Below are 22,813 nucleotides of genomic sequence, written 5' to 3'. Positions count from 1 at the left end.
GCCTCTCAAGAGGTCTTTAGTTGGTCTCGAACAGAACGACGGCGGCACCCAGGGTGCGCTTGAAACGCAACGTGAGTGCCGCCGTCGAACTTTCCCTAGCTGCTCCCGGAAGGGAACGGTTTGGGACTTACTTGTTCAGGTGATCCACCAAGGACTCGGCGATGCCGATGTACTTGCCCGGGGTCAGTGCCAGGAGGCGTTCCTGCGCGCCGGCTGACAAGCCCAGTCCGGAGACGAATTCCTGCATCCGCGCAGCATCAACGCGGTGGCCGCGCGTGAGGTCCTTCAGGCGCTCGTACGGGTCGGCCATGCCTTCGACGCCGGCGATGGCCTCGGCGCGCATGACCATCTGGATGGCCTCGGCGAGGACCTCCCAGTTGTGATCAAGGTCCTCGGCCAGTACTGCTTCAGCGGTGTTGAGCCGACCCAGGCCGCCCAGCACGTTGTTGATGGCCAGCAGGGAGTGGCCGAAGGCTACGCCGATGTTGCGCTGGCTGGAGGAGTCGGTGAGGTCGCGCTGCCAGCGGCTGGTGACCAGGGTTGCGCCCAAAGTGTCCAGCAGGGCATTGGAGATCTCCAGGTTCGCTTCAGCGTTTTCAAAGCGGATCGGGTTGACCTTGTGCGGCATGGTCGAGGAACCCGTGGCGCCCGGAACCGGGATCTGCGCGAAGTAGCCGATGGAGATGTAGCTCCACACATCCGTGCACAGGTTGTGCAGAATGCGGTTGAAGCGTGCCATGTCGGCGTAGAGCTCGGCCTGCCAGTCGTGGGATTCGATCTGGGTGGTCAGCGGGTTCCAGGTCAGGCCCAGTGATTCAACGAAGTTCTTGGCAACGTCTTCCCAGTCGGCTTCCGGCACAGATGCGTAGTGGGCTGCGTAGGTTCCGGTGGCGCCGTTGATCTTGCCCAAGAATTCGGTCTTGGCAATGCGGTCCAGCTGACGGGTCAGGCGAAAGGCCGTCACGGCCAATTCCTTACCCAAAGTGGTGGGGGTGGCGGGCTGGCCGTGTGTGCGAGAAAGCATGGGGACGGCGCGGTTTTCCTCGGCCATGGCGGCGATCTTTGCAACGAGTGCGCGTGCGGCGGGCAGCCAAGCATCCTCCACGGCACCCTTGACGCCCACGGCGTAGGAGAGGTTGTTGATGTCTTCGCTGGTGCAGCCGAAGTGAACCAGCGGCTTCAGACGATCAAGGCCCAGTGCGGCGAGGCGATTGCCGATGAAGTACTCCACAGCCTTGACATCGTGGACCGTAACCTTTTCAATGTCGGCCAGTTCCTTGACGGAGGCTGCATCAAATTCGGTCACGATGGCGCGCAGGCCTGCCTGCTGCTCTGCAGTCAGCGGCTCCGTGCCGGGCAGTACGTTGTTGCTGGTCAGGTGGATGAACCACTCAACTTCAACAGCTACGCGGTCGCGGTTCAGGGCTGCTTCGGAGAGGTAGTCAACCAGGGGTGCGACGGCGCCGGAGTAGCGGCCATCAAGGGGCCCCAAAGCGATGCGCTCGGAGGAAGCGGCCAATGACTTGCGGCCGGAAGGGATGCGGGCTGTGGCATTTGCGGAATCAGACATGGCCTAATTCTTTCATGAACCGCCCATTCCTCCACAGCGGGGGTATCTAGCTGGACAAGCCACATTTCGCAGGAAGGCTCTGGTGCAGCCTTTGGAAGGCGATCTAGGGTTGGCTTCTCAGGCGGCAGCGGCCAGACATTGAGGGGCAACGCTGCCTGACGTGGGCAGGTTTACTGCGGGGATAGTGAAGGAAGGCGGTGCATCACATGGCAGCAGCAGAATCCTTCCGCGGTGGACTTGGGGGACTTGGGGCTGGCAGCGGAGTTGGGGTTGGGCTAGGAGCTGGGGTGCGAGCCGGACTGGATCCAGCGGCACTGCTCGCCATGGCTCATCGGCTCGCTGGAATCTCACAAGAAATGCAGGCATTGCGGCTACAGCTGGGACAAGTGGCTCTGCTGGACTGGAAATCTCCTGCCGCAACGGCTTTCCGGGAGGAATTATCAGCCCGAGATGCGGCAATGCTGGCTGTGGTTCGGGCCATTGACAGCGCAGCCAATGCAGTTAGTGCCTACGGATTCGCTGCGGGCAGCAGCCCGGACGTTTGCCTCAACCCCGACCTTCCAGGGCAGCGGGCTCCGTGGTTTGCCGGAGGGTTGGGACCTGGGTTTGGCCCAGGGTTCAGCGGTGCAGGCGCCGGGTCCGCCGGAGCCGGTATTGCCGGCTTCGCACCAGGGTATGGCACGGGGAACGCCGGGGGTGGCTGGGCGTTCATCCCGAGCAGTGGAGGGTAGTGGGCCTAGACATCGAGGGTGGTTCGGTGGCAGTCGGGGTGCAGGTGCGTGATTCACCGGCGCAGTGCAACGGTGAACTTTACGGCGGGGAGGGTGGGAGCATGAGCGACCAAGAAGGGGATTCCACCACGTTTTCCATTGAGGGTGGGGTCGGGTCCATCAGCTACACCTTGGCGGAGATCGCCGGAGTCGGAGACCACTTGGGCAGTTTGGCGCATCTCATGATCCCGCTCGTGAATAGTCTGCAAGCGGAATGGGCCTGGTTGGTGGGGGTCACAACAGCGGCCCTGCCGTATCCCTATGGACCCGTCGATGCCCTACGCAATTCGGTGTGGACTGCTGGCCGGGCACAAGTAGACATCGCCGCGCTCGCCCGGAAGGCACAATTGGCCAAGGCGAACTATGAAGCTGCAGAAGCACACAATGTTGCCGTCGTGGCGCGCATGGGCAGGATTGACGCTCTGCGCCAGGGACTGAATGCCTGGAGCTTGGGCCCCTTCGCTCCCTTGGGGGTAGCAGCCGATGTGTCAGCTCTACTGCGTCAGCCAGGGGCCGGGCTGCGTGACGTGATGGAGAAGATTCTCAACAACGGCGGTGGCTATGCGGCCGGCCTGTTGGGGCCTGGATACGCGATGGCCTATCTTCTGTCCCAGATCCGCAGGCAGGGACAGCCAGGAGTCATCCCGGCCGTTGTCCTGAGGAAATTCTTCGACGAAGCGGGGTTGGCCCAGCCGGGAAAGGTGGCAGTACGTGCAGTTCCTGCGCAGGAATGGGATCCCGAGGAACCATATTTCCCTCCCGGTCATGCTTCCTCCGCTGAGGGTACTTCTTGGAAGCTCCGGGCCAGCATTGAGGGTCTCTTGGCTGGCAGCAGCGATGCTTACAAGTATCCGCCAGGGTCCATCGGTGTGGTTCGGATCGAACGTCCTGATGGAAGCAATGTGTGGGTGGTCCATCTGCCGGGAACCGAGGATTGGTCCACGGTGGACAGTACAAACCCCTTTGACATGGAAGGCAACATGGAAGGGTTAACAGCGGCCCAACGAGAAGCGTTTGAGCAGCAGGAAGTGGTGGTGCAGCAACTTATTAAAGAAGCATTGCGAGCCTCGGGTGCGCTGCCCGGGGAAGATGTGCTTCTCACCGGACACAGCGGCGGCGGCATTCACGCTGCCGCGGCTGCGGCAGACCCAACGTTCCGTGCCGAGGTAAATGTCAAGATGATTGTTATTGCCGGATCGCCAGCAAGGAACGCGGATGTTCCCGAGGGTATTGCTGTGGTGGATCTAGAAAATGAGCACGATATTGTCACGGCGGGTGACTACGGTCCACCAGAAGCGGCACCGAACTGGGTGACGGTGACATCGCACCGCCCACCCATGGCGGAAGACGGGGATTTGGGAGAGGTCATTGAGCAGGCACACTCCTTGGACAATTACCTAGTGGATGCTGCGGCACTTGATCAGTCTGACAACCCTGCCGTTGAGGCGTCCAGGGATACGCTGCGGACAATTTTGGGCGCTGGGGTGGGCGGAGCGGCCGTCGCTGGCACCAAATGGGTATACCAAGGGCGGGACGTCAAGGATCAGTCCAAGCCGGCACCTAAGCCTATTCCGATGCCAAAACCAACCCGGCGTTCGATCAAGCCAACAAGGCTGGCATGAGCGTTTCGTCCGGGCCCGGTGTCCGCAGGTCAGCGGTGACCTCTAGCGGCGAGACGTCGACTTTCCCAAGTTGGAGGTCAACATTGAAACGACACTGATGATCAGGGCGGCCAAGATTGCCGTCCAGAAGAAATCGTCAATAGTGAAGTGCACGGGCGTATAGGTGCTGACCCAGGCCGTCAACCACAACATGGCGGCGTTGATGACGATGGTGAACAGACCCAAGGTCAAGATGGTCACTGGCAGCGACAGTAACTTCACAATGGGTTTCACGAGCGCATTGACCACACCAAAAACCAGGCCGATGAACAAATACCCCAGGGCCGTGTTGAGAGTTTCTGCAGTACCTGACGGGCCCCCCAGATTGGAATTAACAACCGACGTGGACGCAATGTTCATGCCAGGTAAGATCCAGCTGGCAATCCACAGGGCAACCGCGTTGAGCACTATTTGAATGACAATTCTTCGCATGGCTCCATAGTTCCACAGTCCAGCCACGGAGGGCACTGCTGTAAAGCAAGACTCAACGACTTCCCCTGCGCGCCTGATGTCCTCCCCGGCCTCGCTTCTCCCCACCCGCTCCCGCCGTTCGCAAGCTCTCGGCGGGTCCCTCGCGGGCGTGGCCCCCCGCCCGTGGTCCCTCGGCCATTAGCGCCTAATGTCCTCCCCGGCCTCGCTTCGCTCGCCCGTGGCCCCTCGGCCATTAGGCTTAGTCCATGACCGAGACTTCTATTCCCGCCGATGCCGATTCAGTTGTGCAGCCCCGTCCGGCAGTTGGCCGCCTGCCCAAGTATGTTGCGGGGAAACCCCCGGTGGATGTCCCCGGTCTGGAAAGTTTTAAGCTCTCATCTAACGAGAACCCACTGGGCCCGGTACCGGCTGTCATGGACGTGTTGCGCACTGCCGCTGACATCCACCGCTATCCGGACGCGGGCAGCACCCGCTTGTGCGCAGCCCTCGGCGAGTTCCTCGACGTTCCGGCTGCTGACATTGTCCCGGGCGCAGGAAGTCTAGGGGCACTGAACCAGATTCTGGCGGCTTTCGCAGGCCAGAATGACAACGGTGTGCAGGACGAGGTCATCTACGCGTGGCGTTCCTTCGAGGCCTACCCCATCTGTGTTGGTCTTGCCGGCGCCAAAAGCGTGCAGGTTCCGGTGCGCGAAGATGGCAGCCACGATCTGCCCGCCATGGCCGCCGCTGTCACGGACAAAACGAAGGTAGTGCTGCTGTGCACCCCAAATAACCCCACCGGCCCTGCCTTGGGCGCCGTGGAAACCGAAGATTTTATCCTCAGCGTTCCACGCGACGTGGTCATTGTTATTGATGAGGCCTACCAAGAATTTGTGCGTGCAGGCGACGCCGTCAATGGTGTGGATCTCTACCGCAAATACCCCAACGTCATGGTCCTGCGGACATTCTCCAAGGCGCATGGACTGGCTGGCTTGCGCGTTGGCTACTCCCTATCGCAGCCAGAGATCACCCAGTATGTGCGCGCGGCAGCAACACCATTCGCCGTCTCTGGAATTGGCGAATCGGCCGCTATTGCGTCGATGGAAAACTACAGCCAGGTTGTGGAAAGAGTACAAAGTCTGGTTGATGAACGTGACCGTGTCATGGCTGGCCTAAAAGATCTGGGCTGGGACATTCCTGATGCCCAAGGCAACTTTGTGTGGCTGCCGTTAGGACGCAACACCCAAGAGTTTGCCGCTCTGGCGCAAAGTCAGGCGCTCTCCTTGCGTGCTTTTGGCGATGACGGCGTCCGGGTCAGCATTGGTGAGGTGGCGGCGAATAGTCGGTTCCTTGAAATCTGTGCGTCCTATACAAAAGAGCCACGGCGTTCCTAGCGGTTAACAAAGGCAGTATTTGCCGGGCTGTACCGATACAGTTGTAAATCGAAAACGTATATATATGCACACCGCGGAATGCATTCCGAAGGCGGCATATATCGGCACCAACGAGTCGTGACGGGGCATTTGAAGCCCCGGGATTCGGCAGACGAGGAGACAGCATGGGCGCCGCCCAGCAAGCTGACACAGGCACATCAGGATCAGGTGCTCAGGTATCGCCGCGCCCGCAGGCAGGTAACCAAGTAGGTAACCCGCAGGCGGGTAATCAGCCGCCGATCCCAGCAGGGGAATCCGCAGGCGTGCTGCGCAACACCGGAGTTGGCCCCGAGGAGGCGGTCCAGCTCCTTGATGAGCATGGCGGCACCCATCACGATGCCACCTTCAGCCCCTACATAGACAAGCTGGACCCGGATGTTGTGCGTGGTTTCTACCGCGATATGGCTACTGTGCGTCGCTTCGACACCGAGGCCACAGCACTTCAGCGCCAAGGCGAACTCGCGATGTGGGTCCCTGTCATTGGTCAGGAAGCTGCTCAAATTGGTTCCGGCAGTGCCATGAAGAAGGCCGACTACGCGTTCCCCACCTACCGTGAACACGGCGTGGCCTTGACGCGTGGCTTGGATTTGGCGGATCTGCTTAAGCTTTTCCGTGGCATTACCAATGGTGGCTGGGACCCTCGCGAGACCAACTTCCACCTCTACACGCTGGTCTTGGCCGCGCAGACGTTGCACGCCGTGGGCTATGCCATGGGGATCTCACGCGATCTGGTGGCCGATCCCACCACCGAGCCGGCCGCCGTCGTGGCTTACTTTGGTGACGGGGCCAGCAGCGAGGGGGACGTCCACGAGTCCATGGTCTTCGCCGCTTCCTACGACGCCCCCGTGGTGTTCTTCTGCCAGAACAACAACTGGGCCATCTCCGTCCCGTTTGAAGTTCAGTCCAAGGTTCCGCTGGTCAACCGTGCCGCAGGGTACGGGATTCCCGGTATTCGCGTTGACGGCAATGACGTTTTGGCCGTGTACGCCGTGACCCAGTGGGCGCTCGATCACGCCCGTAACGGCCATGGCCCTGTATTCATCGAGGCCTCCACCTACCGCGTGGGCGCGCACACCACGGCGGATGATCCCACCAAGTACCGGATGGGTGCCGAAGAGGAGCTGTGGAAAACACGGGATCCGCTGGCACGTCTGGAAACCTACCTGCGCGCCGAGAACTTGGCGGATGACGCCTTCTTCGAACAAGTGAAGAACGACGGCGACGAGCTGGCTGCCCATGTACGCCGCGTCACGCTGGCGTTGGGTGGCGCGGATATACGCCACAAGTTCGCCACGGTTTACGCCGAGACTCACCCGCTCGTGGCCGAGGAATTGGCCTGGTTTGAAAACTATGAGGCGTCCTTTGCTGACGTTGACACTGAAAACGGACAAGGCGGTGCCGCATGAGCACAATGACCATGGCCAAAGCCATCAATGAAGGCCTCCGAGCAACGCTGAGCAAGGATCCCAAAAGCTTCCTCATGGGAGAGGATATTGGCGCTCTCGGCGGCGTTTACCGCATTACCGAAGGCCTGCAAAAGGAATTTGGCGCCCACCGTGTCATGGACACCCCGCTGGCCGAATCCGGCATTATCGGTACGGCGCTGGGCATGGCTCTGCGCGGGCACCGCCCCATCTGCGAGATTCAGTTCGACGGCTTTGTGTTCCCGGCCTTCAACCAGATCACCACACAGTTGGCCAAGATCCGCACCCGCTCCGACGGTCAGCTCAGCGCCCCTGTGGTCATCCGCATTCCCTACGGCGGCGGCATCGGCTCCATCGAGCACCACTCCGAATCCCCGGAAGCTCTCTTTGCCCACACGGCAGGACTGCGCATCATCACCCCGTCCAACGCCAACGACGCCTACTGGATGATCCAGCAAGCCGTTGAGTGCAAAGATCCCGTGATCGTCTTTGAACCCAAGCGCCGCTACTGGTCCAAGGGTGAAGTGGACACCGAGAACAGCCCGGGAGATCCCTTCAAAGCCCATGTGGTGCGTGAAGGTACTGATGCGACCTTGGTTGCTTACGGTCCACTGGTGCCGGTGGCTTTGGCAGCTGCCAATGCCGCTGCCGAAGATGGGCACAGCGTGGAAGTCATTGACCTGCGTTCCATCTCACCGATTGACTTTGACACCGTTGAAGCCTCCGTCAACAAGACCGGACGCTTGGTAGTGGCCCACGAGGCCCCCACCTTCGGCGGTATTGGCGGCGAAATCGCCTCGCGCATCAGCGAACGCTGCTTCTACTCGTTGGAGGCTCCGGCCATCCGCGTCGGTGGATTCCACATGCCCTACCCCATAGCCCGCGTGGAAGAGCACTACCTGCCGGACATTGACCGCATGCTGGAGGCGTTGGAACGCGCCTTCGCATACTAGGAAGGCCCACCATGTCTACCCTGAACTTCTTCAAGCTGCCCGACGTCGGCGAAGGCCTGACAGAGGCCGAGATCGTCTCCTGGAAGGTCAAGTTGGGCGATGTTGTCGCCGTCAATGAGGTCCTCGTGGAGATTGAAACAGCCAAGTCGCTGGTGGAACTACCCTCGCCCTACGCCGGCGTGGTGGCTCAGCTGATGGTTGCTGAAGGTGAAACGGTGGATGTGGGGACTGCCATCATCGCCATCGGCTCCGAGGTTTCCGGGGCCGCTGCCGCGCCTGCCCCTGTTGTTCAAGCCCCTGCCGCACCTGAGGAAGAAGCTCCCAAGCCGCTGGTGGGATCCGGTCCCAAGGCCGACGCCGTCAAGCGGCGACCGCGGATCAGCTCACCCTCCGCCGCGCCCACCCGAGCCGCTGCACCGGCTCCAGCTGCTCCTGTTGTCCCGCAGGCAACTGCGCCCGCGGCACCTGCCGCAGCGAAGGCACCTAGCCACGATCCGGCGTCGAACTTGATCACGAACGCGGCGGCAACTGTCAGCCGCATGGTGGCGCATGCCAACCGTGTGCTGGCCAAGCCGCCGGTCCGCAAGGCCGCCAAGGACATGGGCATCGACCTGAGCGAGGTCTCCGCCACCGGCCTCCGCGGCGAGGTCACCAAAAAGGACCTGCTCAGCTACCAGGATCAGCGCACGGCCGAACAGGATGGTGCCGGTACCTTCTGGGCTCCGGCGACAGGCACCGGGCTCGAAGATGATCCGCGCATTGAACGCATCAAGGTCAAGGGTGTGCGCAAGGCGACGGCCAAGGCCATGGTGGAGAGTGCTTTCTCCGCACCGCATGTGAGCATTTTTGTGGATGTTGACGCCTCGCGCACCATGGAATTCGTCAAGCGTTTGAAGGTCTCACGCGACTTTGAGGGCATCAAGGTGTCGCCGCTGCTGATCCTGGCCAAGGCCGTGATTTGGGCAGCTGCGCGCAACCCTTCCGTCAATGCGACGTGGACCGGGGATGAGATCATCATCAAGCACTTCATGAACCTGGGCATCGCCGCGGCCACCCCGCGTGGGCTCATGGTGCCGAACATCAAGGACGCGCAGAACCTCTCCTTGAAGGAGTTGGCCATTGCGCTGAACGCCCTCGCCACCACGGCGCGGGCTGGCAAGACTCCGCCGGCAGACATGCGCGGCGGCTCGCTGACAGTTACCAACATCGGTGCCCTGGGCATCGATACCGGAACGCCCATTATCAATCCGGGTGAGGTTGCGATCGTGGCATTCGGAACCATCAAGCAAAAGCCGTGGGTACTGGACGGGGAAGTCATTCCGCGCTGGATCACAACACTGGGTGGATCCTTCGATCACCGTGTGGTGGACGGAGACCTCTCGGCCCGCTTCATGGCCGATGTTGCCGCCATCATGGAAGAACCGGCGCTGCTGCTGGACTAGCCGTTGCGAAAAATGCTGTTGTTTGACGTTTTCGCTAGGGTTCAAACCACCGCGAAACCGTCAAACAACAGCATTTTTGTGTTTCGGGGTTGCAGCTACTGCGCCGCCGCGATGGCCTCGGCCAAAACCGGGGCCAACCGCTTGACGCCTTCGCGCAAAGTTTCCGGCGGGACGGCGCTGAACGCCAATCGCAACTTGTTACTGGGACCCGGAGTGGCAGTGAATGCTGCGCCGGGGACAAAGACGACCCCGGCGTCAATGCCGCGATGCAGCAACGGGTAGGTATCAATGCCATCGGGCAGGCTGAGCCAAACGAAGAAACCACCCTCGGGGCGGGTCCAAGACACGCCAGCAGGCATAAACTCCTCCAGTGCCGCCAGTAGTGCCGCGCACCGTTCGGCATACAGTGCACGGTAAGTGTCAATCTGGCCGCGCCAATCGTAATCGCGCAGGTAGGCGCTGACCAGTAGCTGGTTGAAAGTGGGTGGGCACAAGGTCACGGCCTCGCTGGCCAAGTAGTAGCGCTGCTTGAGGTGTGCCGGAACTAGAGCCCAGCCAATGCGCAGTCCGGGAGCGAAGATCTTGGAAAACGATCCCAGATAGAGAACGTCATCCGGATTGGCCGCGCGCAGGGGCTCCGGCAGGACGCCGTCGAACTTCAGGAGCCCATAGGGGTTGTCCTCCAACACCAAGATATTCGCCTCACGGCATATGTCCACCACTTCCTGGCGGCGTTCAGGGGCCATGGAGACGCCCGAGGGGTTGTTGGAGTTGGGGATGGTGTAGAGCAGCTTGATGGATTTGCCCTCGGCCTGCAGGGTGGCGATCCGCTCCCGCAGCAACTGCGGAATGATGCCGTGTTCATCGCCGGCCACCGGCTGGACGTCAACTTCGTAGGCTTCGAAGGTGTTCAGCGCGCCTACATAGGTGGGGTCCTCCAGCAAGATGACATCGCCCGGGTTGCAGAACACTTTCGCGGCCACATCCTGGGCCGACTGCGAGCCAGCCGTGATTACTACATTCTCGGGATCGGCGTCGAGAATGCCCTCCGCCGCCATGACCTCACAAATTTGTGTGCGCAGCTCGAGCGTGCCCTGACCGCCGCCGTACTGCAGTGCCTCAAGCCCGTGCTCGGCAATGATGGACGCGGCCGTGGCCGACAGTCTGTCCAGGGGGAGGGATTGCAGATACGGGTTGCCGCCGGCAAGGGATACGAGTCCGGGTTGCATGGAAATCTCAAACACATCACGCACGGCGGACTGCTTGATATTGGCTGCGCGCTCAGAGAGCAGGGCCTCGTGCCGGTGCGGGGAGAGGGGTTGCGCCTCAGCGGTGGCACGATTCAGGGCATCGAGGGCTTCTTCGGACAGCGTTTCTGCAGAGAATGTGTGCGCAGGCAGTGTTTGTGCGGACTGGTTGTGCTCGGTGAGGGTTTCGGTGGGCAGGGATTCGGCGGCGGCGTTGGCGCTCGAGGCTGGAGTATTCACGTGCTCAGGATATAACCAAAGTTGCTAAATAGGCATCAAAAGTTTTCTTAGATGTGGACTATTTCAAACTGAGCGCCTCAGTCAACGTCTTCCCGTTGATGGTGATGGCCACGGTAGTGCCGGCAGCTTGTTGTGCCGTCAGAAGTAGTTGTTGTTCAACGCGAGGGATATCGCATTCGCCGGCCAGGCTCAGGGTGCCGCTTAAATGTGCGGTGATTGTGGTTCCGGACCTGTCTACCGAGTCCACGATGAGGCGGGCGTCCGCGAGGGCGTTCCTCAGCCCGGACTGGCCTATGTGGGCGGCATGATTAGCCAACAACGTTCGCAGGGCGCCTTCCACTGGATCCGTGTAGGTGACAGTTTGGCTGGTCACCGAGATGGCACTGTCCCCGCAGCCCACCGCAGGGCCGGAGGTGCCGGCGTCCCCTTCTGCAATGAAAAACAGTGTCACGGAAGCGGAGGTTGCCATGACAGTGGGTTGTGGCGCGTTCGACGACGGAGCCTGGCTTGCGTTCCCACTGCGGCTGCCCGTTGGGGATGGGAAGGCGGCAGTTGGATCTGTGGGGACGGCGGGGATGGATGGGATTGGGCCGGTGGCGGTGGCGGTGGGGGCCGTGGAGCTTGATGAACTTGCCGGGGTTGCTGTGCTGACCGGTGGAGTGGATGTGCAGCCGCTTAGTAGGAGGGGCGCGCCGGCCACTAGTGCCAAGAATGAAAGTCTGCCTGTGCGGCGCATGGCTGCCTCCTTGTGCTCACTCTGGCGGTGGCTTTCCGCGGCCACCTGTCCCATTGCACCCAAACTATGGCGAAATTCGATGCCGGGATAGTGCGCGCGAACAACGTGTGTTTAACCGTGACCACATCGCCGCGCGGTCACGGTACCGGCTCGCTGTCTGCGTTGGATTCACCCCGGTTCACCCCGGGTGAGCAACTGGCTTGTCGCGCCCGTCCGTCAGCCAGTACAACGCCCACGACGCCGAGAACGCAAGGTGTTCCTCCGCGGAAATCGGCCCCTGAGCTCTTTTCTGATCCGATTATCAGGTTGCCAGCTGATGCTGGGCGGTTGCGGGTGCTAGTTTTCGGGGCTCAGGGCGGCTGCACTCTTTTGCTTGGCTAGCCAGGCCGTGATGTCTTGGCGCCGGATCCGGCGGTGCGAGCCGCGGTACTCCACAGCGATTTCGCCCCGGTCGGTGAGATTACGCAGGAAGGTGTGGGAGATGCCTGCCAGTTCCGCGGCTTGCGAGGTGGTGAGCAGCTCAGCGATGCTCGCTACGCTCACGGCGTCCCCACGCGAGAGCCGTGCCAGTAGATCCAGCACCGCCTCCCGTGCGCCGGTATCTAGGCGGTGAGCTGTCCCGTCCACAAACACGGTGACATCGTCACTGTCGGCGAGGGTGCGAGCCAAGGCGGCTTGTTCAGCGGGTTCCAGTGGTGAACTGATTTTGGGGGCATGCAACGTCATGGAACACATGGTAGCCCGGACTGTAAGGTTTGACGCATGGCGCAAAGAATCCGCACGGCGGTCCTGGGGTACGGCTTGGCCGGAAGTGTCTTCCACGCCCCACCGATCGCGGCATTGGAGCAGTTCAGCTTGGACGTGATTGTTACGTCGGACCCCACACGTGCGGCCGCGGCAAAGCTTGCACACCCTGACGCGCGGGTACTCTCCCGCAACGAGTGGGAGCTGGCCCGCAGTCACCAAAACATTGATCTTGTTGTGGTGGGAACGCCGCCAGCCACCCATGCTCCACTAGCGGCGAGGGCACTGAAATCTGGGTGTGCGGTGGTGGTGGACAAGCCATTCGCCACCACGAGCGCGCAAGGCGAGGCATTGATTGCCCTTGCGCAAGAGAGCGGGCAGATCCTCACCACTTACCAGAATCGGCGCTGGGACGGAGAGTATCTGACGCTGAAAAAGATGCTCGACGACGGCGCCCTCGGCGAGGTTCGGCGTTTTGAATCCCGGCTGGAGAGGTGGCAGCCCGTTATCACCAAACCTTGGAAAGCTCAGGCAACCGTGGCCGACGGCGGGGGGATCCTCTTCGATTTGGGTACACACCTTATTGACCAGGCTCTCCAGCTGTTTGGGCCCGTGAAACGTGTTCACGGAGAAATAGCGGCACGCCGCCCGGCAGAGATGGCAGACGATGATGCCTTCGTGGCCTTGGAACATGCCAACGGTGTGGTTTCACACCTGTGGATGAACCTCAACGCCACGCATAAGGGGCCGCGCTTGCGTGTCCTCGGTTCCGAGGCAGCCTACGTCAAGGCGGACGGCGATCAGCAAGAAGCCCAGATTCTAGCCGGGATCCTCCCCGGAAACCCAGGCTACGGCGTCGAACTTCCCGAACAGTGGGGAGAGCTATGGCGGGATGGCCAGGCACATCCGGTGCCCACGGAGCGCGGCAATTTCACGCGATTCCATGAACTTCTTGCGGAGGCCATGCTCCTTGGCGGCCCGGTTCCGGTGGACCCGGCGGATTCCGTGGTGGGACTGCGCATCATTGAAGCAGTCCGCCGCAGCGCAACAGGCCAGGGCAGTGCAACAGTGCCGTCCGGCGCAATAACTGGCCCTCATGGGAGCAATGCCACAGTGGAAGCAGCGCAATAGTGGGTGCGGCGTCAACCTTGGCACGTAGGCTGGGGCACAGGAATTTAGGGTAGCAATGATCAGCACTACTGGGAGGGTGGCTCGATTGTGAGTTTCGAAGATGCCAATACGGGCCTAACACCAGCCCGGGGGACCTTGGCGTTGGCTGAGCCAACTGTCAATGTGCGCCACCGCTGGACCGCGTCGATTGTGCTGGTTAACGTTGGCATCAACGCCGCGTTCTTTGGCCCCATCCAGGTTCTGCTCGGCCAGCAGGCCATGCACTTCAGCCCCGAGGAAAAAGAAGGCATTCTGGCCCTGGTGACGGGTGCTGGAGCCGCTGTTTCCTTGGTGGCGAACCCACTTTTCGGTGCGTTTAGCGACAGGACCACGTCACGCTTTGGTCGGCGCGTCCCGTGGGTATTCATTGGTGCGCTGCTGGGTACCATTGGTCTCGTGGGATTGGCTGGGGCGCCCAGTGTTGCTGCCATGATGCTGCTTTGGTGCCTAGTGCAATTGGGGTGCAACGGTGCGCTCGCAGCCACCACCGCTGCCATCCCTGATCAGGTTCCTGTACGCCAACGCGGCAGTATTGGCGGCATGGCGTCCATGGGAACCGTGCTCGGCATTCTCATGGGTGCGGCCATTGGTGCCGTGGTTGCCGGGAACTTCTCGTTGGGCTTCATCATCTGTGCCGTGGGCTTGGTGGTGGGTATGGTCCCGTACTTATTCTTTGCCAGTGACCCGGTGCTGGACGCCAAGGACAAGGCTCCGTTCACGTGGTTGAACTTCGTGTCTGGGTTTTGGATCTCGCCCCGGAAGTACCCCGATTTTGCGTGGGCCTGGATCACCCGCTTCCTCGTTAATGTGGGAAACCACTTGGTCACGCTATACCTGCTGTTTTTCCTCACGGACGCCGTCCATCACGAGGATCCGGCCTTCGGTGTCTTGGTTCTGACAGGAATTTACGCCATCCTGACGCTGATTACCGCCGTTATTGGTGGGCGCTGGACAGACAAGATAGGCCGGCGTAAACCTTTTGTCATTGCTTCCTCGGCAATTATTGCCCTGGCCGCGCTGATTCTGGCCTTCTCCCCCACATGGATTGGCGCCCTGACCGGGGCCGCGGTTCTGGGCATTGGCTACGGCGTTTACTTGGCAGTGGACTTTGCGCTGCTCACGCAGGTCCTGCCGTCGTCCGCCAGCCGCGGTAAAGACATGGGTGTGATTAATGTGGCCAACTCCCTGCCGCAGGTTATTGCCCCGATCATTGCCTGGCCACTCGTCACCATTCTGGGGGGTTATGTGACGCTCTATGTGACGGCAGCCGTGATTGGTCTGCTGGGCGCCGTGTTTGTTGTCAAGATCAAGGGTGTCGATTAAGGGAAGCGCAAATGTGAACCCATTCTGTGACACAGTGTCGTTAAGATCTTGACAGGGTGTCACTAACTTGATTAGCTAAGGTTACCTTTACCTAATTATGGAGTTCATCATGTCAGCACCCGCAGTTGAGTTCGTTGCCCCCGAAGTCTCGGCCGCACTGTCGGAGGAACTCAAAAGTCACACAGCTGCGGCCCACTCGGCAGCGGAGGATTCCTCCTTCGTGGCAGAGCTGATGGGAGGTGCCTTAGATGCTGGCGCACTGGTAAGCCTGTTGGACCAGAGTCTGGTCATCTACCGCGCGCTGGAAACAGCCTTGGCAGCACATGTTGACCACCCTCAGTTAGGCGCATTTATTGATCCAAAGCTTGCCCGAGTCGCTGCCCTAGAAGCCGATATGGCCTACCATCATGGGGCCGACTGGGAAGCTCAGCTTGCCGATGGTCGCATCGGCATTGTGCCCGCCACCCGCATCTACGCCGACGCACTGGCCACGTTGGGTACTGAGTCCATTGAATTCCTACTGGCCCATCACTACGTGCGCTACATGGGCGATCTTTCCGGTGGCCAGATCATCCAGCGCCTGGTCCAGCGCCACTACGGCATTGCCGACGAGGGCCTGAACTTCTACGCCTTCCCTGAAATTGAAAAGTCCAAACCCTACAAGGACAGCTACCGGGACCTCATGGACACCACAGATTTCACCCGAGAACAGAAAGACATCATCTTGGGCCACGCCTCGGATTCCTTCGAACTCAACCGCGCAGTGTTTGTTGACTTGGCCGCCGCTCGCAAGGCTGCCTAACCGCCCTTTACGTGAGGCGCTCTCTCACGGTAGTCACCCTCTCATGCTAGTTACCTCTTAGGCTCGCTCCGCTTAAGGTAAGGACGACGGCGGCACTTAAGTGCCGCCGTCGTTCCCCAACCGCTCCCACCGCTCGCAAGCTCGCGATGGGGCCCTGGCGGTCGTGGCCCCATCATCGCTCTCCGAGCGCGGAAGCTCGCGCTGGGGCCCTCGCGGTCGTGGGCCCATTATCACCGCGTGAAGAGCGGGCAACTACTCCTTGCGGGCCACCTGGTAGCGGGCATCGGCATAAACGGTGACAAAGCGGGTACCAGGGAAGCGCTGCTCGGCTTCCTGAGCAATCGCGTTGGGGGCCAGGCCTGGCCGGCCGGACACGTCGAAGAGGACATACTCCGGGGCCGGGTTCTTGTTGCCAATCCAAAATACTTCGGTGCGGTCCGCAAGGTAGCTCATCAGTGAAATATCGGTTTCCACGGTGACGCCGTCGGGTACGGCGGCGAGGGCGCTTTGTGAGGACGCCACGGTGGTGAGCGGGAAACTCTTGGCAGGGTCCGCCAACTTTTCAAAAGCGTACTGGCTGGTCAAAACCACGGCGATGAGCATGACGGTGGTTCCTAAAAGCAGTCGTAGTCGAGTACCGGAGAGAACCTTCCTGCGGCACAGGGCATCGATTGCTGCGCAGAAGACCACCGGCATGAGGACCGCACTATACTGCCATTCCTGACCCCAATACACGGGCAAGTCAGAGAGGAAACGCCACGCAAGAGTGGGTAGCACAATCAGCGTCAGCGGCGAGAAGAGGCACAGCCCGGCCGTGATGACGACCAGCAAAAGCACCGTAGTGACCTTGTCAGCATTGAAGAGGGACGCGGGGTCGCTCAGGAGCCCGGCGATGTTCAGTTGGCTCTGGTAGGCCCACTCGGAACCGGGGTTCATGGCTGGCAGGATGACTTTGGTGGTCAGCACAAACCAGCCAACACCCCAGACCGACAGCCATAACCCTGCGGCGGTACGGGCCCGCCACGCCATGACTAGACCGATGACAAAGACCGTCAGGCCCAGGTCCTCCTTGACGAAGACCAATAGTGAGGCCCAAATCCAGGCTGAACGCCACTTCTCCTCCAGCAGCGCAGACAGCGCAAGCGCCAGCAGTGGGACGGCAAAGGCGATTTCGTGGAACTGGGAGTCGACGGCTGATTGCAGGCCCCAGCTCAGGGCGTAGCCAACGGCAAGGCAGGCGCCGGTGATCTTTCCGAGTCGCTTGATTGCCAGGTGCGCAACCACCACTACCGAGGCGGCCAGAAGCACGTTTTGCACCACGAGCAGTGTGTAGGCACTCGGGAACAGTCGGTAGAACGGTGCCAACAGGACCAGCAGAGGATGGAAGTGGTCACCCAGAAGGTTGTAGCCATCGCCCTTAATGCTCACAATGGGCGGGCGGAAATCGGCGTAGGCCTTGGCCAGTTGAGTGAAAATGCCAAGGTCCCACGAGCGGATGGTGAAGCTTTGCCACTGCAACCACGAAAATACGGAGTACACGATGAAAGATACTGCGCCCACTAGTCCCGCGAGGGACAGGGGCGAGTTGGCGGCCTCCGCGATTCGGCTCTGCTGCCGGGCGGTCTTCGCCTCCGAACGGGCGGGCGCCTGCGTTTTGATTTTCTGCACTGTGCTCACCGTGAAAGTCTAGGCCGGGGGCGGGGCAACCCGGGCATTGTGAATCGCCGCCAACTTACTCCCTATACGACGATACTAGCGGCGGGGAAGAACCCCGGTCCGGCCGGTAGTGGCCCGGCACACGGCCACCTGCAACACGAGCTCCTAGTGCTGGAAATTGGGTGCCGCAGTGGCTTACCGAGCATCTTGACGTGGAAGCCGAGTTTGATCTGCTGCAACGGCACGGCCCGACGCAACCCCAACTCTTCCGCGCCGTTCTTCGGTGCTGTCATTTATCGGTGCGAGGTTCTTTCGGCAGCTAAATCCGTGGCCGTTCCGACGGAGCAGCGTTTTCAGCAGCGGTGGTTCTTGATGTAACTGACGATCAGCTGTTCAAAGAGGCTGTGTGGTTTTCCAGCCACCGCCCTGTGTCTCCCCGGGACTGAGTTGGGCCCTGAACCCCAGTCTGACGTGGCTCGTGGCGCTGACTTTGAGTCTGGTGCTGACTCTGGTGCTGGCACTGGCTCTGACTGGGGTGGATCTGTGGGGTCAGCTAGGCGCTTCTCGAGCCACGTTGGATAGCTCGGTGGGTGGGGATCGTTGCCGGGAGCGCGATGTTTTGCGCCTGAGGGCGAGGTCCAAATGACTGACCCTTCGTTATCTAGGTTGGGAGTCCAGCCCCGCAGGCGCAGATTGTGCCGATCAGGTTCTAGGATGCTGCGGTAGCTTCCGTGCCGGTCCTTGTCGTCCTTGAAATGCCGGAGCGTGTGGTGCCTTTTGCATGCGGGCCGCAGGTTCTCCAAGATGGTTTGTCCGCCAGCGCCGTAGGACTTGAGGTGGTCTGTTTCGGTGTCCATTACCGGGTTGGGGCAACACGGGAAGTAGCAGCTGCCGGTCAGGGCCCGCAATACTGCCCTGTCCGAATCCCGCAGTTGATACTTCTCCGGATGCAAACCCAAAGGTTCTCCCGTGACTGGATCGGTGAGAACTCGCAGAAAGCTACCAGCCTTGACCATGAGTTTACGGGCGATGTCTAGTGGGACCGGCCCCGAGCAGGTACTGGACCCCACCAGTTCCGCAGGTTCGTTGGTGATGCCCAGCGCTCCTAGAAAGGGGACCGTGACTAGAACGGCAGCTTCCGGAAGCGGCGGCTCGGCAATGAGCTTGTCGGACTGGAGCGCAACAAGCTGGTCCAGGTAATCCTGGGTTGTATTCTCGGCAATCCCATCCACCAGCCCCTGAGCATAGCCGGAGCCATTTCCTCGCCAATCAGCGGAAGATGTGGCTACGTCCAAAGTGAACCCGGGTAGTGGTTGCTGCCCCAGCAGAAGAGCCGCGGCAACATCCACCCGTAGTTGCGTCAGCGTCCGATTCTCAATCGGTACATCAGGATCTCCGTCATGATTGGGCCGATTCTTGATGGTGCGGGCAGTCCTGGTGCATTTGACCCAAATCCCCTCGGCAGCGATCGATGGCACATGGAGGGTTAGCCACGACATTCCGTCCTTGCCCGGGCCTAGCGTCATAGCGCGCTGGGCATGGGCAGCCTTGGTGCGAGTATTGATTGTCTCTGGATGCGTAGCTTCTCTGGCCCGCCGAGCCTTGGGTGCAAAACTGTTGGCCGTGGTTCCGGGTGCCAGTCGCAATAGACGTTGTTCAAATGCCGCAGTTTGAGGGGCGGTGATGCCGGGCGTTTCAAGTAAAGTTTCCACCTCGTCCACGATGGTCCATGCGTGACGGATGGAAATGGTGCCTGCCTGTAATTGCTGGAACGCTGCTTGGTGGTTGTTGACAAGTTCGGTGGAATGATGCGCCAACGTTGCGGCGGTGCGTTCGGGGATTTGTAGGGCCAATGCGAGTTCACTGTGGGCGCTGGACTCGTAGATTCCGGCCTGCCACGTATCCAGCGACGTCAACTGAGCCTCGACGGCGGCTGCTCCCATAAGCCGAGCCACCAAAGCCGCCTTACAAGCAGAAAGGCGATCATCGAGGCGTTTGAGGGCCACCAATGCGGCAACGGTTGAATCGTAGTTCTCCCGGGCCAATCCCAGCCTTGATTGAGGCTGGGGTTCCGGCGTGGTTGCCGGGACATAGTCGGGCAGGTCCGCAAGAAGGAGATTGTCAGTGCCAAAGAGTTCAATGGAAGGAAGAGTAATAGCGCTAAGGAGTGCGGCCACACCCTGTGTGGCTTCGTTGCCCCGGTCTCCGGGGACAATCTCCGGATTACTCATACCTCTATGATAAGCCTGTCGTTATGAATATGGTATAGATACTCGTAAAAAGATTCTAAGAAATGTTCTCTTCGGAATCAGATGATGGCAGAATTGCCGCATGGATGCACAGATCGTTTGGACCATCGTTTGCGGACTGGCCATTGCCGTAGGGGCCGTCGGAGTGATCGTGCCGGTTCTGCCCGGGAGCCTGTTGATTGCTGCGAGCCTGCTGGTATGGGCAATTGTGGTGGGCGGACCTCTGGGCTGGATCATCTTCGGCATTGGTGTGTTGTTCGTGGCCTCGGGGATGGCATCCAGTGCCGTGCTGACGGGCAAAGCCATGAAGGAACGGTCCATCCCCGGCCGGTCAGTGGTTATTGGGCTACTGCTCGGAGTGGTGGGCTTCTTCGTGGTCCCGGTGGTAGGACTCTTGCTGGGGTTCGCCGTGGGCCTGTTCCTCTCGGAATATGCCCGCCAGAGGGAGTTCAAGCCCGCGGTGTCGTCGTCTGTGGCTGCCCTTAAGGCCACCGGTCTGGGAATACTGGCGGAGTTCGGGTTCGCTTCACTCGCAGCAGGAACGTGGGTTGCGGGCGTGCTGATCTACTTCCTGAACCGGTAGGCGCCAAGGAACCGCCTTCCAGGTAGCCACCCAAGGAAACACCTTCTAGGTAGGCGCCCCAGGAAACGCCCTAAGGGACGTGAAGTACCACGCCGATGGGTGCCATGTGTCCGCCGCAGCGTTCATTACCCGAGACTCGCGTCCAGTTCAGAGCAGCTGACTGGGTGGCCACAACTTTCCAACTTTGATCGTAGACCCGGAAGCTGACGGATTTGGGAGGCGTCCCTGCTACGTCGAAGAGCCAAGTTCCATCCTTTTGGGGGGTCAACAGGCTGGAGCTGTCGGTAGCGTTTTTTGCAAAAGTGGGCGGCAACGGCACGCAGTCCGTCCCTGAACACGCGGTCACGGCGGTGGCGTCTACATTGCCGGTAAGGGAGAGTGTGAGCTGATTTTTCCACGTCGGTGTGGGGCACAGGCCGGCGTCGCGATCAATGATGATGGCACCAATGATGAAGGCCATGCAAAAGGCGGCCACCAGTGGAACGAGGACCAGTTCCACTCGGCGGCGGGTTGAGGGGATAGCGCGCATGGCCACATGTTACCGAACCACTCTGACTGTTTGCCGCGAATGCCCGGCCGTCAGATTCCCCACTATTATCTGAACAGGGCCGCCGACTCATCCAAGAACATGGCGCAAGAGCAAAACTAGAACGGTGGCACAAATGGTGACGGATTCTGAGATGAACCACGACGCCGGACGGCGGCTGACGCTGAATGTTCCCATGCGTTGGGGAGACATGGATGCCTACGGACACATCAACAATGTGGAAGTGCTGCGAATTTTGGAGGAGGCGCGCGTTCACGCGTTTGGCCCGCCCGCCGGCACCGGGCTCCCCGGAGTCGAGGTGGCTCAACCAATATTTTCTGACCTTCCTCAGAACACACAGGCGCTCGTGGTGGAACACCGAGTCAAATACCTGGCGCCCCTGAATTACCGCAATATTGCTGCGGTGGTTCAGGTGTGGGTCAGCGCAATCAAGGGCGCCAGCTTCACCGTTGCCTATGCCATTTTTGATCCGGTCACGCAGACCAAGTGCGTCATAGCTGAGACAGTTCTGGCGTTCTTTCATGAACCGAGCGGCACCTTGGTGCGATTGGCAGATACCAAAAAGTCTCAACTGGAATCGCTACAGGGGCCTAAGAACTTCAAATCCTAAGGTGCTGGCGCACGTTTCCTCACGTAATAGATCCTCTAGTGTCAGAGTTTGATCCGAGCGAAGTCGCCAGAGCAGGCGTTGTGAACTTGGCATAGAAAATTCCCGTGCGATGTTTCGCGTCATGATTACCGGCTCGAACCCTCTCCACTAGTGAACGGTTATTTCTCTAGTGGAGTGGGGCTATGGAGGACGGAAAGATTTTTGGACACAGTCGAGGTAAAGCTGCTCTCGACTTCGCGCCGGAAGAGGGATGGGCAACACCGATGGCGCCCGGGCGAGCAAACTTCCCGGGGCTCTTGCCCGCCAGGTCGGCACCGATGCTGGCCCGTCGGGTGCCGATGCCCAGGAGGCCGTCACAGATGCCAGACGGCTCAGGGGTGGTTCCGGGCAGAGGCGATGGGCATGGTCTGAAGCTGCTGAACTCCTGCTCCACAGCGTCGGCCTCAATGGGTGAACAGGTCATTGCGTCCATTTGCATCCTCAATGTTGGGCTAGAAGTTCTTCAGGACGTCCGGTTGGTGCCCCGTCAGTTCAGCAACGCCGACATGACTGAGCTGGCGTACTCCGGCTTTCCCTGCGAAGAAGAACTGAACATCGGCACTCTATTGCCGGGAACTCACCGGTTCTGGATATGCCATTACCAGGTCACTGCCGCAGATGTGTTGAGCGGCGGCCCCATCATCAGTTCACTGGCAGCCACGGCGATCACTCCAGATGGAGACCCGGTACGTGATGAGTGCGACTTGATCCTGGAGGTGCGATGGCCCGGAGGCGATGACTGGGACGGTAACTAGAAAGCTGACGAGGAAGAGCGCTAGTAAGCGAGCTAGAAGGAGAATGGAAGCAAGAGCAGCCTCCTGGTCAAGACAAACGTCATGGTTCAAGCCCGCCACGAATGCCGCGGCGCTCTTCCGCGAACTCCTCCGCGAACCCCCGAGTTTCTCCGCGCACTCCTCCGCGTGCCGCCACGGTTTCCTCCGCGCACGTCCGCGAACTCCTCCGCGCACCTCCGTGCTCTTCCGCGAACCCACGAGTTCCTCCGAGGGGCACGCCCCACCCCGGTTGGTAGCCCCGGCTGGTGGCACCAATTAGTAGCCTGGTCAATAGCACGATTAGTTGGATAGTGGCGCAGCTCGTATTTGACCCTCGCACAGTGGAATACTCGTGGGACGCGCGGGCGTGCACCGGACACATGTGCAGCGGTCGCGCCAGGCAGACCATCATGGAGAATGGCGATTTCGA

At 60.5% G+C, this 22,813-nt stretch carries 20 protein-coding genes; 12 read left to right on the top strand and 8 right to left on the bottom strand.

From position 1 onward, the window contains the following. Nucleotides 1-127: 127 nt before the first annotated feature. Nucleotides 128-1,570: an adenylosuccinate lyase gene (purB, locus tag AS189_RS02130; RefSeq protein ID WP_062286003.1), complete on the bottom strand. Its 1,443-nt coding sequence runs from the start codon at nt 1,568-1,570 to the stop codon at nt 128-130. Between the two features lie 206 nt (nt 1,571-1,776). Between purB and AS189_RS19745 the strand changes: the two genes are divergently transcribed. Then, nucleotides 1,777-2,301, top strand: coding sequence for a hypothetical protein (locus AS189_RS19745; protein WP_062286001.1), 525 nt, complete (start codon nt 1,777-1,779; stop codon nt 2,299-2,301). A gap of 101 nt (nt 2,302-2,402) precedes the next feature. After that, the gene (locus tag AS189_RS02120) at nt 2,403-3,962 is read left to right on the top strand and encodes a hypothetical protein (protein ID WP_129587123.1); all 1,560 of its coding nucleotides are present in this window, start codon (nt 2,403-2,405) and stop codon (nt 3,960-3,962) included. Between the two features lie 42 nt (nt 3,963-4,004). Here AS189_RS02120 and AS189_RS02115 read toward each other — a convergent pair whose 3' ends face one another. Continuing rightward, complete coding sequence (locus AS189_RS02115) at nt 4,005-4,433, bottom strand: phage holin family protein (protein WP_062285997.1); 429 nt, start codon at nt 4,431-4,433, stop codon at nt 4,005-4,007. A 245-nt stretch (nt 4,434-4,678) separates the two neighbouring features. Here AS189_RS02115 and AS189_RS02110 point away from each other — a divergent pair, with 245 nt between their 5' ends. From AS189_RS02110 to AS189_RS02095, 4 genes are all read left to right on the top strand, one after another. Further along, nucleotides 4,679-5,806, top strand: a complete 1,128-nt coding sequence (locus AS189_RS02110; RefSeq protein ID WP_062285995.1) for a histidinol-phosphate transaminase — start codon at nt 4,679-4,681, stop codon at nt 5,804-5,806. Between the two features lie 164 nt (nt 5,807-5,970). Beyond that, complete coding sequence (gene pdhA, locus AS189_RS02105) at nt 5,971-7,251, top strand: pyruvate dehydrogenase (acetyl-transferring) E1 component subunit alpha (protein WP_082633984.1); 1,281 nt, start codon at nt 5,971-5,973, stop codon at nt 7,249-7,251. After that, nucleotides 7,248-8,222 (top strand): alpha-ketoacid dehydrogenase subunit beta, encoded by a 975-nt coding sequence (locus AS189_RS02100; protein WP_062285993.1) that lies wholly within the window; start codon nt 7,248-7,250, stop codon nt 8,220-8,222. Before pdhA ends, AS189_RS02100 begins: the two co-directional genes overlap by 4 nt. Nucleotides 8,223-8,233: 11 nt before the next feature. Then, nucleotides 8,234-9,664 (top strand): dihydrolipoamide acetyltransferase family protein, encoded by a 1,431-nt coding sequence (locus AS189_RS02095; RefSeq protein ID WP_062285991.1) that lies wholly within the window; start codon nt 8,234-8,236, stop codon nt 9,662-9,664. A gap of 95 nt (nt 9,665-9,759) precedes the next feature. Here the strand turns inward: AS189_RS02095 and AS189_RS02090 are convergent, their stop codons facing one another. From AS189_RS02090 to AS189_RS02075, 3 genes are all read right to left on the bottom strand, one after another. After that, a complete protein-coding gene (locus tag AS189_RS02090) occupies nt 9,760-11,064 on the bottom strand; it encodes a PLP-dependent aminotransferase family protein (protein ID WP_062292768.1) in 1,305 nt (434 codons plus the stop codon). 145 nt (nt 11,065-11,209) lie between these two features. Next, a complete protein-coding gene (locus AS189_RS02085) occupies nt 11,210-11,620 on the bottom strand; it encodes a GerMN domain-containing protein (protein ID WP_062285989.1) in 411 nt (136 codons plus the stop codon). Nucleotides 11,621-12,223: 603 nt separating this feature from the next. Further along, nucleotides 12,224-12,613 (bottom strand): helix-turn-helix domain-containing protein, encoded by a 390-nt coding sequence (locus AS189_RS02075; RefSeq protein WP_062285985.1) that lies wholly within the window; start codon nt 12,611-12,613, stop codon nt 12,224-12,226. A gap of 36 nt (nt 12,614-12,649) precedes the next feature. Between AS189_RS02075 and AS189_RS02070 the strand changes: the two genes are divergently transcribed. The 3 genes from AS189_RS02070 (at nt 12,650) to AS189_RS02060 (ending at nt 15,926) form a co-directional block, all read left to right on the top strand. Beyond that, nucleotides 12,650-13,762 carry a Gfo/Idh/MocA family protein gene (locus tag AS189_RS02070; RefSeq protein WP_082633983.1) on the top strand — a complete coding sequence of 371 codons (1,113 nt, stop codon included), beginning with the start codon at nt 12,650-12,652 and terminating at the stop codon, nt 13,760-13,762. 87 nt (nt 13,763-13,849) lie between these two features. Beyond that, the gene (locus AS189_RS02065; protein ID WP_237759946.1) at nt 13,850-15,124 is read left to right on the top strand and encodes an MFS transporter; all 1,275 of its coding nucleotides are present in this window, start codon (nt 13,850-13,852) and stop codon (nt 15,122-15,124) included. A gap of 109 nt (nt 15,125-15,233) precedes the next feature. After that, a complete protein-coding gene (locus AS189_RS02060) occupies nt 15,234-15,926 on the top strand; it encodes a heme oxygenase (biliverdin-producing) (protein WP_062285982.1) in 693 nt (230 codons plus the stop codon). Nucleotides 15,927-16,178: 252 nt separating this feature from the next. Here AS189_RS02060 and AS189_RS02055 read toward each other — a convergent pair whose 3' ends face one another. After that, a complete protein-coding gene (locus tag AS189_RS02055; RefSeq protein WP_062285980.1) occupies nt 16,179-17,603 on the bottom strand; it encodes a DUF2079 domain-containing protein in 1,425 nt (474 codons plus the stop codon). Between the two features lie 332 nt (nt 17,604-17,935). Further along, on the bottom strand, nt 17,936-19,813 hold the full coding sequence (locus AS189_RS02050) for an HNH endonuclease signature motif containing protein (RefSeq protein WP_062285978.1): 1,878 nt from the start codon (nt 19,811-19,813) through the stop codon (nt 17,936-17,938). 100 nt (nt 19,814-19,913) lie between these two features. Here AS189_RS02050 and AS189_RS02045 point away from each other — a divergent pair, with 100 nt between their 5' ends. After that, a complete protein-coding gene (locus tag AS189_RS02045; protein WP_062285977.1) occupies nt 19,914-20,414 on the top strand; it encodes a DUF456 domain-containing protein in 501 nt (166 codons plus the stop codon). A gap of 70 nt (nt 20,415-20,484) precedes the next feature. Here the strand turns inward: AS189_RS02045 and AS189_RS02040 are convergent, their stop codons facing one another. Further along, entirely contained in the window at nt 20,485-20,943 is a 459-nt protein-coding gene (locus AS189_RS02040; protein WP_129587122.1) for a hypothetical protein, read from the bottom strand. A gap of 133 nt (nt 20,944-21,076) precedes the next feature. Between AS189_RS02040 and AS189_RS02035 the strand changes: the two genes are divergently transcribed. Beyond that, complete coding sequence (locus AS189_RS02035; RefSeq protein ID WP_237760033.1) at nt 21,077-21,571, top strand: acyl-CoA thioesterase; 495 nt, start codon at nt 21,077-21,079, stop codon at nt 21,569-21,571. A gap of 359 nt (nt 21,572-21,930) precedes the next feature. Beyond that, complete coding sequence (locus AS189_RS02030) at nt 21,931-22,365, top strand: hypothetical protein (RefSeq protein ID WP_062285975.1); 435 nt, start codon at nt 21,931-21,933, stop codon at nt 22,363-22,365. Nucleotides 22,366-22,813 lie beyond the last annotated feature (448 nt).

It is taken from the genome of Arthrobacter alpinus (assembly GCF_001445575.1).
GTDB classification, from domain to species: domain Bacteria; phylum Actinomycetota; class Actinomycetes; order Actinomycetales; family Micrococcaceae; genus Specibacter; species Specibacter alpinus_C.
This window is presented reverse-complemented; position numbering and strand designations above follow the sequence as displayed.

Bases quoted from the DNA above. Each gene is read 5' to 3' on its own strand.
- purB (WP_062286003.1), bottom strand. From the start codon at position 1,570: ATGTCTGATTCCGCAAATGCCACAGCCCGCATCCCTTCCGGCCGCAAG.
- AS189_RS19745 (WP_062286001.1), top strand. From the start codon at position 1,777: ATGGCAGCAGCAGAATCCTTCCGCGGTGGACTTGGGGGACTTGGGGCT.
- AS189_RS02120 (WP_129587123.1), top strand. From the start codon at position 2,403: ATGAGCGACCAAGAAGGGGATTCCACCACGTTTTCCATTGAGGGTGGG.
- AS189_RS02115 (WP_062285997.1), bottom strand. From the start codon at position 4,433: ATGCGAAGAATTGTCATTCAAATAGTGCTCAACGCGGTTGCCCTGTGG.
- AS189_RS02110 (WP_062285995.1), top strand. From the start codon at position 4,679: ATGACCGAGACTTCTATTCCCGCCGATGCCGATTCAGTTGTGCAGCCC.
- pdhA (WP_082633984.1), top strand. From the start codon at position 5,971: ATGGGCGCCGCCCAGCAAGCTGACACAGGCACATCAGGATCAGGTGCT.
- AS189_RS02100 (WP_062285993.1), top strand. From the start codon at position 7,248: ATGAGCACAATGACCATGGCCAAAGCCATCAATGAAGGCCTCCGAGCA.
- AS189_RS02095 (WP_062285991.1), top strand. From the start codon at position 8,234: ATGTCTACCCTGAACTTCTTCAAGCTGCCCGACGTCGGCGAAGGCCTG.
- AS189_RS02085 (WP_062285989.1), bottom strand. From the start codon at position 11,620: ATGGCAACCTCCGCTTCCGTGACACTGTTTTTCATTGCAGAAGGGGAC.
- AS189_RS02075 (WP_062285985.1), bottom strand. From the start codon at position 12,613: ATGACGTTGCATGCCCCCAAAATCAGTTCACCACTGGAACCCGCTGAA.
- AS189_RS02070 (WP_082633983.1), top strand. From the start codon at position 12,650: ATGGCGCAAAGAATCCGCACGGCGGTCCTGGGGTACGGCTTGGCCGGA.
- AS189_RS02060 (WP_062285982.1), top strand. From the start codon at position 15,234: ATGTCAGCACCCGCAGTTGAGTTCGTTGCCCCCGAAGTCTCGGCCGCA.
- AS189_RS02050 (WP_062285978.1), bottom strand. From the start codon at position 19,813: ATGAGTAATCCGGAGATTGTCCCCGGAGACCGGGGCAACGAAGCCACA.
- AS189_RS02045 (WP_062285977.1), top strand. From the start codon at position 19,914: ATGGATGCACAGATCGTTTGGACCATCGTTTGCGGACTGGCCATTGCC.
- AS189_RS02040 (WP_129587122.1), bottom strand. From the start codon at position 20,943: ATGCGCGCTATCCCCTCAACCCGCCGCCGAGTGGAACTGGTCCTCGTT.
- AS189_RS02035 (WP_237760033.1), top strand. From the start codon at position 21,077: ATGGTGACGGATTCTGAGATGAACCACGACGCCGGACGGCGGCTGACG.
- AS189_RS02030 (WP_062285975.1), top strand. From the start codon at position 21,931: ATGCCAGACGGCTCAGGGGTGGTTCCGGGCAGAGGCGATGGGCATGGT.